Raw genomic sequence first — 15769 nt, forward strand, 5'->3', positions numbered from 1 at the left:
AGGCGTGGACGACCGGGTCAAGGCGGGCCTCACGAGCTTGGGCTGGCGCCTCGAGGACGACGGCCGGGCCCTCGACCCCAAGACCAAGGCCCCGGTCACCAAGGCGGTCCTCGACAAGGCGGTCCTCGACCTCCGCCAGGGAGCGCAGCGCGCCGCGCTCGAGACCGTGAACCTCATGCTCGCCTCCGGGAAGCCGCTCCAGCCCGAGGACAAGGCCAAGATCGAGACCTTGGCCGCGGACCTTCCCTCGGGCCTCGCCGCCGCCATCCTCGACCCTCGGTCCGACATGAACAAGGTCAAGGCGATGGCCGACGCCGGCCTGGCCCGCGTCGCGGACTATTTCGACGGTTCACGGACCATGGCCGACCGGGAGGCAGCGGCTCAGCCGGTCTCCGCCGGGACGCCGGGGCCGCGCGTGGACCTCCCTTATTACACCGCCTTGGAGCGCTCGGTCGGCGAGAAGATCCGTGCGTCCGCCCAGTCCGAGATCGGCCGGGACCCCTTCGGCAAGACCGTCCTGTCCCGCCTCAACGTCGCCGGCAAGCCCGACCTCCCGCCCATCGTGATCGAGGATCAGAACAGCGGGGTCGTGGCTCAGTACGACTATCGCCGCCGCGCCATCGTCCTCGACCGGGAAGGCGTCCTGACCTCCGTGGTCGGGACCGTGCCTCCGCGCCAGGCGTCGGCCCTGCGCGCCTCTTTGCCGACCCGGGCCGCGTTGATGGCCTACCTCGAAGCCCACCCGGAGGCCGTCGCCGCGGTCGTGAAGGACCACGACGTCGTGATCGTCCATGAGCTGACCCACGCCTGGCAGGACCGCCGCGACCCGATTTTCCGCGAGATGGTGCGCGGGAACCTTCCCGACGTCCAGCCGCTCGAATATGAGGAGGAGGCGTACAAGACCAAGAACCTCTACCTCCATTCAAAGATCCAGAACGATCCGGCTTCGGTCAGGATGGACGAGGAGTTCCAGGACTACATCTCGATGATTCACGGGCCTGGCTCCTGGCAGAAGGCCAGGCTCGATTCGATCAACCTCGCCTCCCCCTCCCGGGCCTTGGAGATCACGTCAATCCGCGACGTGCAGAAGGCCCGCGCGTCCATGGTCGGAGCGCGGCCGGCCGCCACGACGGATGAGCAGAAAGCGAAGGCTCTCGACATGCTCGCGGTGAATCGTGGCGCCAAGGAGCTCGATGCGCTCGCGATCTCCCACGAAGCGAGGATGAAGACCGTCGACAAGAAGATATGGTCCATCAATGGCGACCGTGCGGCGCTGCTCGGGCCTTTCTACCTCGGGAAGGCGCTGACCGCCGTCAATTCCGTCGAACGGTCCGTCCTGCTCGATCAGGCGGAGCGCTACGCGAAAGCGTCCGGAAATGCCAAACTCCTGGACGATATCCGCAAGGCTAAGGAACCGAAATGAGCCGCTCGCTGACTTTTCTTCTCGTCGCCGCCGCCGCCTTCTCGGCCTGCAAGAAGAGCGCCCCTGAGAACCTCACTCCGACCAAGGAAGTCGCCGCCGGCTTCGACATGATCGACTTCGATCCTCCCCAAGGGACCTTTAGCGTCAGGGCGCCCGCGGATTGGGGCGCACGCGAGGAGAAGCGCGACGGGGACAACATCACCTTCGTCAGCCGCCCCTTGCCGTCGTGTCAGGGTCGCCTCGCCTTCATCCATTTCCTCCGGTACCCCACGAGCCCCGAGGACAAAACGAACGACGCGCAGAAATACGCGGAAACGTTTTGGGAAGTCGCCCCGGATCATAAGCAGCCCGCACTCGAACACAAGAAATTGGGCGAAAACGACGCGATCCTGCTCCATTACGAGCATCCGTACCGCAAGCTCCACTCGAAGAAGATCGAGTACATGATGAGAGAGGACCATGCGCTGATCCCCGTCAAAGGGGGCTTCTACCAGATCTGGCATAACGCGCCGGCCGACTGCTACCAGGCCACCTTGCCCGTCTTCGAAGCTGTCGTGCGTAGCTTCAAACCCAAGATCTGACCCTCCCGGACTTATCCACAAACTCGTTACGTACCGAGTTTGGGGATAAGTCCCATTTTTTCGTTTGATAGAATCCGGACATGATCAAAGCGCTCCTGATTTTATCGCTCGCCCTCCCCGCAGGAGCGGCGCCCGGCTACGAGGCCTACGCCAAGCTCCACGCCCGGCTCATGGACCGGGACGACGCGAAGCGGCTCGAGGACGCGCTGCCCCGCCTGAGACGCAACCTCAAGATCGCGCGGACCGTCTCGGACCTTTACTGGACCGACTGCACCATCTTCGACGAGCTGGCCAAGGCCGAGATCCTCGAGGAGAAGGCGATGAAGGGCCTCGGCATCCGGCGAGAGGTCACCGGCGGCGTGGCCCACGCCCCGGCCGGGGTGATGCACACCTACGGCTACCTCTTCTCCCAGCTGCGGACCGCGTACGGCCTCAAGGGCAAGCGCTGGATCGAGTCGCGCCTCGACGAGAGGCTCGGCCTGCCCGCGGGGACCTTCGGCCCGCTTCCGCCCGAGGGGGAGTTCGCCTCGAACCTCACCTCGACTTTGCTCCATCTGATCGGAGCCCCGGCCAAGATCGCGCACGCGACGTCCGTCGCGCCGGCCGAAAGGACGCTGGGCCGTGTCGAGCAGCGCGTGACCTGGAGGACGCCGGCCGGCAAGACGATGAAGGCCGTGGTGTCCACTTATCTGGCGCCGCTGATGCCCCTGCCGGGCCTGGAGACCACGGACAACTTCCTGCTGATCTACGAGGTCTATCGGGACGGGCGGCACCGCTTCACGACGGCTTTCCCCGTAGGCAAGGATTTCGCCGACGCGGTGATGGCGACGAAGCCCGGCAACGAGCCCGCCTTCAAGCCGCGCTTCAACCTGTTCGTCGATCCCGCCTGGACCGTCGCCGAGCAGGAGAACCTGGGCTGGCGCGCCGAGACGCGGCTGCCTTAGAGCGAGTCGAGCTCGAAGGACGCCGGGCAGTTCCCCTTCTCGCCGCCGGCGAGGAGCATCTTGCCGAGCTCGCTCGCGGGCCGCAGGGGATGCGCCAGCTTCAGGCGCACGTCGGAGAGCAAAGACGCGCCGCGCGCCTTCACGCAGGTCAGCTTGACCTTGCTCCCGCTGCCCGCGCCGTGGTCGCGCTCGAAGGAGGCGAGGAGGGCGGCCGAGGTGACGGTCTTTCCCGCGTTCGCCTCGAGGAAGCGGCCGAAGCTCGTCCCGGCGATCGCGACGACGAGGTCGGAGGCGCGCGTGAAATATTCCTCGGCCGCGAAGCCCGAGCACGAGCCGTGCTTGTACCACTCGTGGTTCTGCAGGCAGGAGGCGACGGCGGGCATGACCTGGGTCAGACGGGTCGTCGTCCGGCTCGTCAGGCCCAGCGCGGGCATGCGGCACCAGGTGGCCGCGCGGTCGAGCGCCCGGGTCGCGTCGTCGACGCCGCAGTAGCCGTAGGAGTGCGACGAGTCGCCGGCGACCTCGGGCCAGAGGCCGTGCAAGGTGAGGTGCTTCGCGGAGAAGCGGTCCGGGTCCCGGTCGCCGCACTCCGGGAGATTGGGCCGGGTCTCGCAGAACGCGGCGGACCACTGCAAGGCGAGGACGTACGAGTCGAACCGTCCGGCGACGCCTCCGCCCGACGGAAGGCGGACGGGGACCGCGGCGGGAGTCGCGGGCGGCGCGGAGAGGGCGGCGCGCCAATGGGCGGCGGGGTCGCCCTGATCCCAGTTCAAGGCGGCGGCGGGAAGGGCCGCCAACAGCATGAGGATCGCGAAACCGGTCGGTCGTCTCATCCGCCTCTCCTTGCGCCGAAGGACCTGGGGACATTATAGGCACAAAGTCCCGATTTTCGACGCGCGATTCTCGGGCTTTCCCGGTTTGATAGAATGACCCCGTGATCAGCGCGATCTTGCTCCTGCTTTTGTCCCCCGCCTCGGCGCAGCCGCCGGCCGTCGCGGTCTCGACGCCGGCGTTCGCCGGCCCCGCGCTGAGGCTCGTCGCCGAGGAGGACTACCCGCGCTTCGAGGAGTCGTTCAAGTCGAAGGCCGGCCTCGTCAAGGCCGCGCGCAAGGCGATCGAGTACCTCGAGACCTTGCCCCCGGCCAAGACGATCCGCGTCGCCGACCGCGACTACGGCCCCGCGCAGCTCGTCGAAAGCGCCAGGGCGATCATCGAGCTCGCGCAGAAGGCGAAGACCGCCGACGAGTTCGACGAGAAGGTCCGCGAGGGCTTCGACGTGTTCCAGTCCGCCGGGCTCGACGGGACGGGCCGCGTCGTGTTCTCCTCCTATTACCAGCCGCTGCTGCGCGCGAGCCTCAAGAAGACGGCGGCCTACCCGTATCCCTTGTATCGCCGCCCGAAGGACATGGTCGAGGTGGACCTCGCCGCGTTCGGCAAGGCGAACGGCGAGACTTCGCTCCTGGGCCGGCTGACCCCGGACGGAGCGGTCGTGCCGTACTACACGCGCGGCGACATCGACCGCCGCAAGGCGCTGGCGGGCAAGGGCCTCGAGATCGCCTGGCTGAAGGACCGCTTCGATGCCCTCGACCTGCACATCCAGGGCTCGGCGATCCTCAAGTTCCCCGACGGGAAGGAAAGACTGCTCAAGTACGCCGCGACGAACGGCAAGGCCTACAACTCGGTCGGCCTGACCCTCGTGAAGGCGGGCGTGTTCGCGCGCGACGAGATCACGCACGACAAGCTGCGCGAGTACCTGCGCAAGAACCCCGACGCCGAGAGCTGGATCCTGGCGGCGAACCCGCGCTACGTGTTCTTCGAGCTCGCCCCTCTCCCCGAGGACGGGGAGCCGTTCGGCGCGACCGAGCAGTCCCTCGTGCCGGCGCGGTCGATCGCGGTGGACCCCGCGTTCATGCCGCTGGGCGGCCTGTACTTCTTCTCGACGACCTCCCCGCAGACCGACAAGGACGGGCGCCTGCTCGCGACGGCGGAGAACTCGCGCTTCGCCTTCGGCCTCGACACCGGCGGGGCCATCAAGAGCCCGGGGCGCGTGGACATCTACGCCGGGCACGGACCGCAGGCGGCGGCGACGGCGCGCGGACAGTGGGCGGACGGCAGGCTGTACCTGCTCGTCAAGAAGCTGCCCCCGCGCGAGCGGTGAGCCGCCTCCAGGAAGCCTTCGACCGCGCCGACGAGCTCGGCGGCGCGGGGCGCTACTTCGACGCCCACGAGGAGCTCGAGGCCTTCTGGATGAAGGCCGTGGGCGACGAGAAGACCTTGCTTCAGGGCCTGATCCAAGTCGCCGCGGGCCTGCACCGCCTGAAGCTCGACCCCGCGAAGACCGACGGGGCGTTCTACCTGCTCGACCGGGGGCTGGAGAAGCTGCGCAAGACCGAGAGCCTGCTTGCGCCCGGAACGCTCGCCCCGCTGGCCGCCGCCGTTGGGCGGATCCGCTCGACGCGCAAGGCCCCGGCCTCCCTCGTCTTCGGGCTCAAGGCCGCTTGACGGCGCGGGTCCCCATGGCTATCATGGGTGCCATGGCCGACCTCTCCGACATCGAAAAGCAGGCGAAGGACGCCGTCGCCGCGATCATCGCCAAGGATCCCGTCGCCGGGGCCGTCCTGACGGTGCCGGTCATCTGCCAGCACATCTCGCACGCGGGTCGGACGAGCAAGGACCCGAAGGCGGCGATCGCCGCGGTGTGCCGCGGCTCGATGAACGCCGTGCTCCTCGGCGGCCAGAGCGTCCCCGACGCCGCCGTCGCGCTGCTCGAGGCCCTGCCCAACATGAGCCTCATGATGAGCACGGGGCCCGAGGACCTGATGTCCTGGGTGATGGAAGGCATCGCCGACGTGACCCCGCTCGCCGGCCCCGAGGTGCGCGACGCCCTGCGCGCGGCGATCGAGGAGAAGTTCATGGGCGCGTCGGCGATCTTCGACGGGTTCTGCGACGCCGCCGCCCGGAAGAACCGGGGCTAGGCGGGGGCCCGGCCGGCGCAGCCGCGCAGCGGCAAGGCCGGGTAGCGCGGGTACGCGGGCTCCTTCTCCGCGCGGCCGCACAGGAAGATCGCGCTCCCGCTCTTGGTCTTCAGGGTCTTGGCGTGCGCGCAGCCGAGGCAGTCGCCGACGCGGCGCGCGATCTCGGCCCGGAGGCACTTCGGGCACAGGCAGCCTTCGCCGTCGACGGGCATCACCGCGGGCAGGTCCGCGCACCAGCACGAGGTCTTGCCCTCGACGTTCCCGCACCCGAAGGTCTCGCCGCACGCCGCGCACTTCTCCATGGCCGCTAGAGCTTGCGGATCAGGGAGATGACCTTGCCGGCGATGCGGCCCTCGCCGATGGGGAAGGGCTCGTAACGGGGGTTGTCGGGGATGAGGATGAGGCCCGCGGGCTTGACCTTGAGGCGCTTGACCGTCGCCTCGCCGTCGTCGTAGCGGACGACGACGACGTCGTTGGTCGAGGCGGTCTCCTGCCAGCGGACGACGACGGTGTCGCCGTCGTGCAAAGTGGCCTGCATGGAGTCGCCCTTGACCTTGAGGGCGAAGAGCTGGGCCGGGTCGCCGCGGTCGGCGACGACGGGCACGTGGCCCATCGGCTCGGCGTAGGCGCCGGCGGTGGGGCCGGCGGGGACGAGGCCGAGAAGCGGGATCATGGCCACGCGCTCCATGCTCGTGACCTGCGCGGCGCGGGAGCGGCCCTTGGCTTCCTCGAGGAGGCCCTTCTCGCGCAGCTTGTCGAGATGGTACTGGATCGTGTCCGGCGAGCTGACGCCGGCGAGGCGGCACAGCTCGCGCACGGTGGGCGGGTAGCCGTGATCCGTGGTGAAGCGGCCGAGGAGCTCGAGGATCTGCTGCTGACGCGGGGTCAATCCATTGTTTTCCATGCCCCCTAAGCATAGTCGAACGAGTGTTCGATGTCAAGGGGGTAAGCGGGCCCTTGACATGGCCACGGCCGGCCTTTACGCTTGAGGTATGACGAAACCCCTCGTCGCCTGTCTCGCCCTCGTCATCGCGTTCCAAGCGTCGGCGCAGACGGCGCGCCGAAGCCCCGCGGAGGCCAAGGCCGAGCTGTCCCGGAAGTTCGCCAAGGGCGCCGACGTCGCGGGGCTCGATTTCACGGGCCAGGCCGAACCCCTCGTCCTGCTCCTCGACCAGGCGAAGTACGTCCAGGCCGGCCGCGAGTCGGGAGACGAGAAGGAGACCCATATCGCGTTCATCCGGTCGGTCGCGCGCCGCCTCGGCGCGCGCCCGGAGACGGCCGCCGAGCTTTACGGGGACCGCGTGCGTCCGGGACGGGCCGGCACGGTCGCGCCGGCCGAGATCGCCGCGCGCGAGGCCCTCGCCGAGGACATGCGGCGCAATCCCGGCATCTCCGAGGAGAAGAAGAAGCGCCTGAACCGGAACCTCACCGCGACGAGCGAGTATCTGAAGGCGGTCATGAACGGCGACTCGGCCTCGATCGGCGGGCCGGCCTCCCCCCCGGCCGAGCTCAACGTCACGGCCGTCTCCGCCCCGGCCGACGGACCGCAGTACGACTCGACGGGCCAGCGCAACTGGAGCCGGGTGCTGCCCCGGGTCCAACCCCTCTCCTTGGTCGTTTCCCCGACCCCCTCGCCCGCGGGCCCGCTGCAGAGCGCCTCGGCCGGGATGATGTCCTGGGCGTCGCTGAGCGCCTACTTCGACTGGGAGAGGGGCAAGCAGGTCGCGGCGGAGGCCTACACCGGGACCTTGAACTACGCCAAGAAGATGGGCGCCATGTGCTACCGGTTCTTCAAGCAGGCGCTCATCGACGCCGGCGTCATCGACGTCCCCAACCCGCAGAGCACCGGCCTCATCGGCCTGCGCCCCGGCGCGGCCCGGATGTTCAGCCAGGACGTGAGGAAGAACCCCAAGATCCTCGACGAGATGGGCTACCGGCAGGTGGACCTCGCCAAGGCGAGCAACGACCCCGCCTCCGTGCCCGACGGGTCCCTGCTGATCTACGCGGCCGGCTGCAGCTTCGCCAACGACGTGCACGGCCACGCGGAGATCACCGTCGGTCCGGGCACCTACGCGCTCCTGCGGGCGCGCAACCGCCGTCTGCGCGAGCTTCCGACGGACGCCAACGAGGTGCGCGTCTGCCATTTCTCCTGCACCAAGCGCAGCATGCCGTTCCTGCGCACCTACGGCAAGCAGGGCTGCCTGAAGATGTACGTCCCGGTCAAATCTTCTTGACCTGACAGGGCCCGGGCCGATGCGCTAAGATAGGCGCCATGAACCCGCTGCGCCTGCTCAAGGACCTCGTCGCGGCCCTTCACGGCGGCGCGGACCCGCGCCACCTCGCCGCCGGCTTCGCCCTCGGCGCCGCCATCGGCCTGATCCCGAAGGGCAACCTCTTCGCCGTCGTGTTCCTCCTGCTCTTCTTCGCCCTGCGGCTCAACAAGGGCCTCGCCCTGATGTCGGCGTTCTTCTTCACGCCGGTCGGCTACGCCGTCGACGGGCTCGCCCACGAGATCGGGCTCGCTTTGCTCAAGGCCCCGGCGCTCGCCGGCCTGTGGACGGCGCTGTACGACCTGCCCATCGTCCCGCTGACGCGCTTCAACAACACCGTGGTGCTCGGCAACCTCGTCCTCGGCCTCGCGCTGTTCGCCCCGCTGCATTTCTTCTTCCTGCGCTTCGTCACGTGGTACGAGGCCAACCTGGCGGCGGAGGTCGAGCGCCTGAAGGCCGTGCAGTGGCTGAAGGGCCTGCGGTGGTTCCAGGTGTATCAGGAGTGGTCGAAATGAGCTGGGTCAAGAAGGGGCCCGTCCTCGCCACCCTCGGCGCCGTCCTGCTGCTCTGGGCGTTGGTCTTCTTCTTCTTCGACGCGGCGCTCAAGCGCGGCCTCATCGCCGGCGGCCAGGCCGCGGCCGGCGCGAAGGTCGAGATCGCCTCCGTGCGCTCGAAGTGGCTGAAGGGCACGCTCGAGATCAAGGGCGTCGCGGTCGCCGACCGCGAGGCGCCGATGAAGAACCTCGTCGAGCTCTCGCGCATGGCCTTCCAACTCGACGTCTCCGCCGCCCTGCGCGGCAAGGGCGTCGTGCGCGAGGCCGCCCTCGAGGGCCTGCGCCTGGGCACGGCGCGCAGGACGAGCGGCGCGATCCGGAACCCTCCTCCGCCGTCGGCTCTGTCCTTGGCGATCCAGAGGCAGATCGCCCCCGCGAAGTCGGCCGCGATCGAGGTGAAGTCCAACGTCGTCGGCGAGGTGGACGCGGCCAAGCTCCAGGGCCTCAAGAAGCTCGACGAGGCCAAGGCCAAGGCGAAGGAGATCGAGGATCGCTGGAAGGGAAAGGCCGGCGAGGCCAAGGCGATCGAGAAGGAGGCCAAGGACATCGCCGACTCGCTCAAGTCCATCGGCGGCAGCGACATCCTCAAGAAGGCCGCGGCCGCCGCCGACGCGCAGAAACGGATCAAGGCCCTGATCTCCCGCGTGGACGCGCAGAAGGCCGAGGCGCAGAAAGACATCGTCGAAGCGCAGTCCCTCATGAAGGAGGCCGACGAGCTCCGCAAGCAGGATCTCGACGGCCTGCTCGCGGCCGCGGGCCTGCCCACGCTCGACTCGCGGGACCTCGCCCGCCGCCTGCTCGGCGCGCAGACCGCCTCGCGCCTGACGACGGCGATGAAGTGGATGCGCCTCGCCCGCGAGAAGGCCGCCGCGCGCAAGGCCGCCAACCCTCCTCCGCCGCCGCGCCGCGCCGGCGTGAACGTCGAGTTCCCCCGCGCGCACGCCTATCCCCAGTACCTGCTCGAGAACGCCAAGATCACCGGCACGCTCGACGGGGTGATGGGCGGCGCGCTCGACATCCATGGCATTCTAAACGGCGCAACCTCTAATCCCAAGCTGTACGGCAAGCCCGCGACCTTGACCATTGCCGGCAAGTCGTCCGCCGGCCCCGCCGTCTCCTTGGGCGGCGTCCTCGACCAGCAGAAGGACCCCATCGGCGTGACGGTCGACTTCTCCGGCTCGGGCTTCTCCTTGGCCGGGACCTCGCTCGGCGACGGGGAGGTCGGCGGGGCTCTCACCGCGGGCACGGCGAAGGTGAAGGGCCGCCTCGCGTCGGCCGGCGACGAGTGGACCGGCGAGGTTCTCGTCGAGGCCTCCGGCGTCGTCCTCGAGCCCAAGGTCGCGCTGAGCGGGACCGCGGGCGCGCTCGTGTCCGACGCGCTCAGGTCCCTGACCGGCTTCAACGTCCGGATCGGGATCTCCGGCCGCGAGGACGACCTCAAGCTCGCGTTCTCCTCCAACGCCGGCGAGGTCGTCGCCGCGGCGATGCGCAAGGCGGTCTCGGGCCGGCTCGAGGCGCAGAAGAAGGTCCTCGAGGCCAAGCTCGCGGCGCTCTACGGCGACAAGGCCAAGGACGCGCGCGCGTCGGTCGACGGCCTGGCGAGCAAGCTCTTGGGCCCGCTCGACGCCCAGAAGGGGGCCCTGAATAAACAGCTCCAGGACGCGATCGGCAAGGCCCTGGGCGGCCAGGGACTTGATAAGCTCTTCAAGAGATGAGGCAAGCGCTCGTCGCCGTCCTGCTCGCGCTCCCCGCCGGCGCCTCCGCGCCTGAGCCCCTCTTCGACGGCTCGGCCAGGACGACGCCGACTCTTCCTCCCGCTCCGCGCGCCCCCGCGGGCGTCGAGATCGCGGCGAAGAAGCCCAAGCCCGTCCCCGACGACCTGATCCAGGCGAAAGCCCGCGTCGGCAACGAGGCGATGCTCGCGCGGCTGACGCCGCGCGCTCCTCGAGAGCCCTTCACCTTCGGCGTGATCGGCGACGCGGAACACGGCCGCTTCTGGTGGGAGCGCATCTTCAGCCCGGAGAAGGCGGCGTTCGTCAACCAGTGGCGGGCCCTGCAGGCCGCGGGCGTGGACTTCGCCTTCCAGCTCGGGGATTTCGTCAGCGAGGGCGACGCCGAGTCGTACCGCGAGCACGTCGCCTTAGTCGAGAAGGAGGCGGTCAAGCCCCTGCTGCGCTGCGCGGGCAACCACGACCGCTCGCGGCCGAACGGCGACGCCGACAAGAGCCTGTACGACGCGGTGTTCGGCCCGCGGGACTACTTCTTCGACCGGGGAGGCTGGCGCTTCGTCAGCCTCGACTCCTCGGACCGCAAGGTCACCGGCGCCCAGCTCGCCTGGCTCAAGGCGGCCCTGTCGGTGCCCGGCCCGAAGGTGATCTTCACCCACGTCCCGCCCGACTACATCAAGTCCATCACCCCTCTGAAGGAAGTCGGGGCGCTCGAAGAGTGGCCGGCCGACAAGACCGCGCAGGACGAGCAGAAAGGCTACCTGCGGGATTTCTTCACGAACTACTTCCAGGACGGATCGTCGGAGTTCGAAGATCTCGTGACCGATAACGGCGTCAAAGCCGTCTACATGGGCCACATCCACGCCTTCTGGGCCGCGGACCATCGCGGCGTGCGCTACGTCATCTCGGGCGGCGGCGGCTCGCCGCTGTACCCTCTCCCCCCGGGCTACCCGAAGAAGAAGTTCGCGCACACGCTCAACGTCGCCGTGACGCCGTCGGGGCTCGTCGAGACCGTCGTCCCCTACAAGGGGAAGGCGTTCGTCCTCCCGCCCGTCAAGCCCTGATCAGTACAGCGCGAGCGCCGCGTCGCCCGTGACGCGCGGCGTCTGCTCGCGGTTCGAGCGGCGCGCGGCCTTCGGCACCTCGGCGGACAGGTAGTCCCGAAGCTCGCCGAGCGTGACCGACTTGTCGGCGTTCGCGTCGGCGGCGCCCGACAGGCCGCGCATCAGGTAGTACGAGAACAAGCCCTGCTTGCGCAGCTCCAGGCCGCCGGCGATCTGATCGGGGCCCGAGGCCGTGAGCGCGCTGATCTTGCCCGACGCGGCCGGGGCGTCCTCATGGACGGTCACGAGCGGGCGCGCGCCCTGGGCCAGCACGGAGCGGCCGCCCGCGCCGGAGAAGCACGCGTCGATCATCACCACGGCCTCCTTCGCGGGCAGCTTCTCGAGGCTCGCGTACAGCTGGGCCACCGGGTAGGCCGTGCTCTTCGGGAACGAGGGGTCGCCGTCCCACGGGACGAGGTAAGCCGAGCCCGACTGGGGGTCGGGCGCGCCGTGGCCCGAGTAGAAGAAGTAGACGCGCGACTCCGGAGAGACGTTGGCCGGGAGCCATTCCTCGAGGTATTTGACGAGGTCGGACTTCGAGGCGCTCTGCCCCGTCAGCGACACGATGTTCTGCGACGGCACGCCCAGCGCCTCGAGGTAGGCGCGCATGCGCTTCGCGTCGCTCTCGCCGTAGTCGGCCTTCGGGATCGAGCGGTAGGACTCGATGCCGACGATCAGCGCGAAGTCCCGGGGCCGCGGGGCGCCCGCGGCCTTCGGGAACTCCTCGAGCACGGGATACTCCCGCTCCAGCGCCTCGGCCAGCCGGCGCTTCTCGGACTCGGCCTTCTCGCGCTCGGCGCGGGCGGCCGCCTCGGCCGCCGCGCGGCGCTTGTACTCGTCGCTCTCGCGCAGGCGGCGCTCCCGCTCCGCGTCGGCGTCGCGCCTCTTCTGCGCGGCGACCTCGCTCGAGCTCGGGACGTGGCGCGTGTACGTGTTCACCGTGGAGCACTCGCGGCCCGTCGCGTAGGTGAACGGGCTGATCACGAGGTCCATCATCAGCGGCGCGCCCACGAAAACGGCGTTGATGAGCATCTTCTGGCTCGTCGTGCGCGTGGAGCCGCGATGAAAGGGCAGGAACGGGCTGTTCGGCGACTGCCCCTGGACCAGCCAGTTGCCGCCGTAGCCCCAGTCGCACTCCTTGACCGCGACGGTCTCGTAGCTTCCCTCGCGCTTGACCACGCGAGGCCCCGCGATCGAGCAGGACGACAACAGCACCGCCCCGGCGAGGAGCAGTCCCGACGACGCCTTCAGCGCGCCCATGTCAGCCGACTTTTCCGCCGCACTCGGCGCAGAACTTCGCGCCCGCGGCGAGGCCCTTTCCGCAGGACGAGCAGAACTTCGCGCCGGCCGGGCTCCCCGCCGCCGCGGCGGCGGGCGCGTTGGGGTTCAGGTTCTGCATGGACTGGCCCATCATCTGGCCCATGCCGAGGCCGGCGCCGAGGCCCATGCCCGCGGTCATGCCCGCGCCCGCTCCGCCGCCCTCGTTGCCGGCGGCCTTCTCCATGACGTCGAGCGTGCGCTTCTGCTGATATCTGTCGCCGAGGATGTCCACCTCGGCCCGGTCGGAGAGAGCCTTCTTCAGGCGCAGGACGGTGTCGTCGTCCTCGGGAACGTCCACCGAGTTCAGGTAGAAGTTCACGAGCTTAACGCCGAAGGTCCCGAAGTCCTGGGCGAGCTTGCCCTGGATCGCGCCGGACATCTCCTCGAGGTGCGCCGCGATCTCGAGGACGTTGATCTTCTGCTTCACGATCGTCTCGGCGATGTAGTCCTTGGCGCGCGTCAGGAGGACGCCGCGGAAGTAGTTCGACAGCTGGTCGGTCGTGAACTGCGGGTTCGTGGCCGAGAGCTGGGTCACGAACGTCTTCGAGTCCGCGACCTGGATCCCGAACTGGCCGAACGCGCGCACGGGCAGGAAGACGTTGAACTTGGGGTCGAGGACGGGGATGGGGCTGTTGGTGCCCCACTTCACGTCGAGGTTGACCGCCTTGTTCACGTAGTAGACCTCGGCCGCGAACGGGGTCTCGCCGCCGAAGGGGATGTTGACGTACTTGCGCAGGAACGGGATGTTCGCCGTGCGCAAGGTGTGCGTGCCGGGGCCGAGGACGTCGAGCGCCTGGCCGCCCTTGAAGAAGATGGCCTCTTGAGCCTGGTTGACGATGACCTGGGTGCCCCAGCTCAGGTCGTCCGGCGGATGGCGCCAGACGAGGACGTTGGCGGGGCCGTCATATTTGACTCGATCGATGAGTGCCATGTTGGGGTGTAACCTCCAGAATCTTTACTATAGCCTCCCCGCCGGACCCTGTCAACCTCTTTCCGGAGGGGCTCAGGCCACGCCGCGGACGGACCGGCTCATCGCGTCGCGCTCCTCGTTGATCATCAGGGTGATGTCGTCGGGACGCAGGGCGAAGCGGGCGGCGAAGGAGTGGAGCGCCGAGCGCTCGTCCTCGCGGACGACGCCGTCGGTCAGGCTCATGCGGATCATGCCGCGGAGCATCGACTCGGCCTGGCCCCCGTCCTCCGCCTTCGGGGCGTCGAGCAGGCCCGCGCGCGCGGCGGAGGAGATCTGGACGGCCTTCGACGGCGGCAGGCCGCGGCTGCGGGCGTAGGACTCGAGGAAGGCCTTCTCGGCGAGGCTCTCCTCGCCGTCGGCGAGCGTCGCGCGGGCGAGTATGCCGTAGGCGTCGGCGGGGCTCAGGTCCGAGCCCCAGTCGAGGCCGGCGAGCGCGGGCTGGACGCGGGCCGCCGCGATGGAGACGCCGGCCGGCCGCTTCCACTCGCCGAACGGGATCAGCTCGGTCAGGACCCAGTTCCTGCGGCCGTCGTTGAGCGGAGTGGAGCAGTAGGCGCAGGCCGCCTCGGAGCGCTCGGCCGGGGGCGCGCCGCACGACGGGCAGCGCGCGGTGCGCAGGCCCTGGTGCGCGTCGGTCCGGGCCTCGGCCGCGCGCCGGAGCACGAAGAAGTGCTGGCGCAGCTCGCCCGCGGCGGACCATTTCACGACGACGTGGGCGCGGCGCCAGGCGCCGCCGTTCTCGAAGGCGACGACCTCCACGGCGCCGACGGCGGCCTTCTCGAAGGCGTCCCCCCAGCCCCCGGCGGCGGCGAAGCCGGCGCAGAAGGCCTCGTCGGCCACCGCGCGCAGCGGCGCGGGGTCCCCCAGGCGGCGCGCGTCGAGCCAGCGCCAGAAGACCACCGAGGTCCGGTCCTCGAGCTCGGCCAGGCTCAGCCCCGGGTCCGACGCGGCCGCCTCGGACCAGCCGTCCACGTCGCGCAGGGGGTCGCGCAGGCGCCACTCGCAGCTTTGCGTGATCTCGGAGAGCACCCAGTCGTACTCGCCGGAGTTCACCCAGGACTTGCACGCCGCGCACTGCGCCGCGTCGGCGATCGGCAGGGGCGCGCCGCAGCTCGGACACCGCCCCTCGATGAGTCCGGGCCTCTTGAGGGTTTTTACGCCGGGACGGCGCAAAAAGGTCCAGACCTCCTCGAACTCCTGGCGGCCCGGGGAGCCGGAAACCGTGGCGCCCTCCCCGTCCACCATGCGGTCGGAGGCCGCGGCGGCGATCCGCACGCACAGCTCGTCGAAGTGCTTGTCGCTGACGCAGGCGAGCAGCTCGACGTCCCGGACCTCGACGCCCTCCATCAGGTTGCGCAGGCCGCGCGCCTTCATCGCGCCGAGCTGGCGCTCGAAGCGCTCGCGCACGCCGTCGGAGATGAAAGCGCGGGCGGAGGACATGTCCCCGGCGGACCAGGCCTCCTGGATCTTATGGAAGGCCGCTCCCGCGCGGCGCAGGAAGGAGCGCTCGTCGAACTCCGGGTCCCGGGTACGCAGGCGGGTCAGTTCCGCGACCTTGCGCGCGGACAGCTGGCCGCCCCCGCGCGCCGACGCGCCGAACTCCGAGCTCGCCGGTCCGGCGGAGCGGACCTCCTCGTTGATCCTCCAGATCATGTAGACGAGGAATACGGTGAACGGGACGCCGAACAGGGGCTTCTCCATGACCATGCGGACGTAAAGGTAGAGGAAGAAGAACAGCAGGTCGCCCGAGTCGGAGGAGGAGGAGCCGCCGCCATAGCTGTAGGAGGAGGAGCCGCTCGAGGAGCCCGAGTAGCTCTCGCCGCCGCCCGCCCGCGCCGACGCCTGCACCGCGAGGATCCCGGCGAAAGCCAAGGCGAGGAGGAGGGGGCGCATCGAGTGCAG

16 protein-coding genes are annotated in these 15769 nt (G+C 69.5%); 10 read left to right on the plus strand and 6 right to left on the minus strand.

Features of this window, described 5'->3' with window-relative positions; all coding sequences use genetic code 11:
* The 3 genes from HYV14_12115 to HYV14_12125 form a co-directional block, all read left to right on the plus strand.
* The coding region (locus tag HYV14_12115) for a hypothetical protein (GenBank protein MBI2386744.1) at positions 1 to 1423 on the plus strand (1423 nt) is incomplete at its 5' end.
* Positions 1420 to 2004: a hypothetical protein gene (locus tag HYV14_12120; protein ID MBI2386745.1), complete on the plus strand. Its 585-nt coding sequence runs from the start codon at positions 1420 to 1422 to the stop codon at positions 2002 to 2004. The genes HYV14_12115 and HYV14_12120, both read left to right, overlap by 4 nt.
* 80 nt (positions 2005 to 2084) lie before the next feature.
* A complete protein-coding gene (locus HYV14_12125; protein MBI2386746.1) occupies positions 2085 to 2948 on the plus strand; it encodes a hypothetical protein in 864 nt (287 codons plus the stop codon).
* On the opposite strand, the gene HYV14_12130 is transcribed toward HYV14_12125, so the two are convergent.
* On the minus strand, positions 2945 to 3781 hold the full coding sequence (locus tag HYV14_12130) for a hypothetical protein (GenBank protein ID MBI2386747.1): 837 nt from the start codon (positions 3779 to 3781) through the stop codon (positions 2945 to 2947). The two genes, HYV14_12125 and HYV14_12130, sit on opposite strands and share 4 nt — an antisense overlap.
* A 101-nt stretch (positions 3782 to 3882) precedes the next feature.
* Between HYV14_12130 and HYV14_12135 the strand changes: the two genes are divergently transcribed.
* Genes HYV14_12135 through HYV14_12145 form a run of 3 tightly spaced genes read left to right on the plus strand, consistent with a single transcriptional unit; the run spans position 3883 to position 5923 of the window.
* Entirely contained in the window at positions 3883 to 5106 is a 1224-nt protein-coding gene (locus HYV14_12135; GenBank protein MBI2386748.1) for an MltA domain-containing protein, read from the plus strand.
* A complete protein-coding gene (locus tag HYV14_12140) occupies positions 5103 to 5450 on the plus strand; it encodes a DUF309 domain-containing protein (GenBank protein ID MBI2386749.1) in 348 nt (115 codons plus the stop codon). The genes HYV14_12135 and HYV14_12140 overlap by 4 nt, the downstream gene beginning before the upstream one ends.
* A gap of 32 nt (positions 5451 to 5482) precedes the next feature.
* Positions 5483 to 5923, plus strand: a complete 441-nt coding sequence (locus HYV14_12145; GenBank protein ID MBI2386750.1) for a hypothetical protein — start codon at positions 5483 to 5485, stop codon at positions 5921 to 5923.
* On the opposite strand, the gene HYV14_12150 is transcribed toward HYV14_12145, so the two are convergent.
* Positions 5920 to 6225 (minus strand): cysteine-rich CWC family protein, encoded by a 306-nt coding sequence (locus HYV14_12150; protein ID MBI2386751.1) that lies wholly within the window; start codon positions 6223 to 6225, stop codon positions 5920 to 5922. The genes HYV14_12145 and HYV14_12150 overlap by 4 nt on opposite strands.
* Before the next feature lie 5 nt (positions 6226 to 6230).
* On the minus strand, positions 6231 to 6827 hold the full coding sequence (gene lexA / locus HYV14_12155; GenBank protein ID MBI2386752.1) for a repressor LexA: 597 nt from the start codon (positions 6825 to 6827) through the stop codon (positions 6231 to 6233).
* Between the two features lie 88 nt (positions 6828 to 6915).
* On the opposite strand from lexA, the gene HYV14_12160 reads away from it, so the two are divergent.
* The 4 genes from HYV14_12160 to HYV14_12175 are packed head-to-tail and all read left to right on the plus strand — an operon-like array spanning position 6916 to position 11538.
* The gene (locus HYV14_12160; GenBank protein MBI2386753.1) at positions 6916 to 8157 is read left to right on the plus strand and encodes a hypothetical protein; all 1242 of its coding nucleotides are present in this window, start codon (positions 6916 to 6918) and stop codon (positions 8155 to 8157) included.
* A 38-nt stretch (positions 8158 to 8195) separates the two neighbouring features.
* Complete coding sequence (locus HYV14_12165) at positions 8196 to 8708, plus strand: TIGR03546 family protein (protein MBI2386754.1); 513 nt, start codon at positions 8196 to 8198, stop codon at positions 8706 to 8708.
* The gene (locus HYV14_12170; protein MBI2386755.1) at positions 8705 to 10462 is read left to right on the plus strand and encodes a TIGR03545 family protein; all 1758 of its coding nucleotides are present in this window, start codon (positions 8705 to 8707) and stop codon (positions 10460 to 10462) included. The genes HYV14_12165 and HYV14_12170 overlap by 4 nt, the downstream gene beginning before the upstream one ends.
* Complete coding sequence (locus HYV14_12175; protein MBI2386756.1) at positions 10459 to 11538, plus strand: metallophosphoesterase; 1080 nt, start codon at positions 10459 to 10461, stop codon at positions 11536 to 11538. Before HYV14_12170 ends, HYV14_12175 begins: the two co-directional genes overlap by 4 nt.
* Here HYV14_12175 and HYV14_12180 read toward each other — a convergent pair whose 3' ends face one another.
* The 3 genes from HYV14_12180 to HYV14_12190 form a co-directional block, all read right to left on the minus strand.
* Positions 11539 to 12837: a caspase family protein gene (locus HYV14_12180; GenBank protein MBI2386757.1), complete on the minus strand. Its 1299-nt coding sequence runs from the start codon at positions 12835 to 12837 to the stop codon at positions 11539 to 11541.
* 1 nt (position 12838) lies between these two features.
* Complete coding sequence (locus HYV14_12185; protein ID MBI2386758.1) at positions 12839 to 13828, minus strand: SPFH domain-containing protein; 990 nt, start codon at positions 13826 to 13828, stop codon at positions 12839 to 12841.
* A 72-nt stretch (positions 13829 to 13900) separates the two neighbouring features.
* Positions 13901 to 15760, minus strand: a complete 1860-nt coding sequence (locus HYV14_12190; GenBank protein MBI2386759.1) for a Tim44 domain-containing protein — start codon at positions 15758 to 15760, stop codon at positions 13901 to 13903.
* Positions 15761 to 15769: the final 9 nt, after the last annotated feature.

Source organism: Elusimicrobiota bacterium (assembly GCA_016182905.1).
GTDB lineage: Bacteria > Elusimicrobiota > Elusimicrobia > UBA1565 > UBA9628 > GWA2-66-18.

Bases quoted from the DNA above. Each gene is read 5' to 3' on its own strand.
- HYV14_12120 (MBI2386745.1), top strand. From the start codon at position 1,420: ATGAGCCGCTCGCTGACTTTTCTTCTCGTCGCCGCCGCCGCCTTCTCG.
- HYV14_12125 (MBI2386746.1), top strand. From the start codon at position 2,085: ATGATCAAAGCGCTCCTGATTTTATCGCTCGCCCTCCCCGCAGGAGCG.
- HYV14_12130 (MBI2386747.1), bottom strand. From the start codon at position 3,781: ATGAGACGACCGACCGGTTTCGCGATCCTCATGCTGTTGGCGGCCCTT.
- HYV14_12145 (MBI2386750.1), top strand. From the start codon at position 5,483: ATGGCCGACCTCTCCGACATCGAAAAGCAGGCGAAGGACGCCGTCGCC.
- HYV14_12150 (MBI2386751.1), bottom strand. From the start codon at position 6,225: ATGGAGAAGTGCGCGGCGTGCGGCGAGACCTTCGGGTGCGGGAACGTC.
- lexA (MBI2386752.1), bottom strand. From the start codon at position 6,827: ATGGAAAACAATGGATTGACCCCGCGTCAGCAGCAGATCCTCGAGCTC.
- HYV14_12160 (MBI2386753.1), top strand. From the start codon at position 6,916: ATGACGAAACCCCTCGTCGCCTGTCTCGCCCTCGTCATCGCGTTCCAA.
- HYV14_12165 (MBI2386754.1), top strand. From the start codon at position 8,196: ATGAACCCGCTGCGCCTGCTCAAGGACCTCGTCGCGGCCCTTCACGGC.
- HYV14_12170 (MBI2386755.1), top strand. From the start codon at position 8,705: ATGAGCTGGGTCAAGAAGGGGCCCGTCCTCGCCACCCTCGGCGCCGTC.
- HYV14_12175 (MBI2386756.1), top strand. From the start codon at position 10,459: ATGAGGCAAGCGCTCGTCGCCGTCCTGCTCGCGCTCCCCGCCGGCGCC.
- HYV14_12180 (MBI2386757.1), bottom strand. From the start codon at position 12,837: ATGGGCGCGCTGAAGGCGTCGTCGGGACTGCTCCTCGCCGGGGCGGTG.
- HYV14_12185 (MBI2386758.1), bottom strand. From the start codon at position 13,828: ATGGCACTCATCGATCGAGTCAAATATGACGGCCCCGCCAACGTCCTC.
- HYV14_12190 (MBI2386759.1), bottom strand. From the start codon at position 15,760: ATGCGCCCCCTCCTCCTCGCCTTGGCTTTCGCCGGGATCCTCGCGGTG.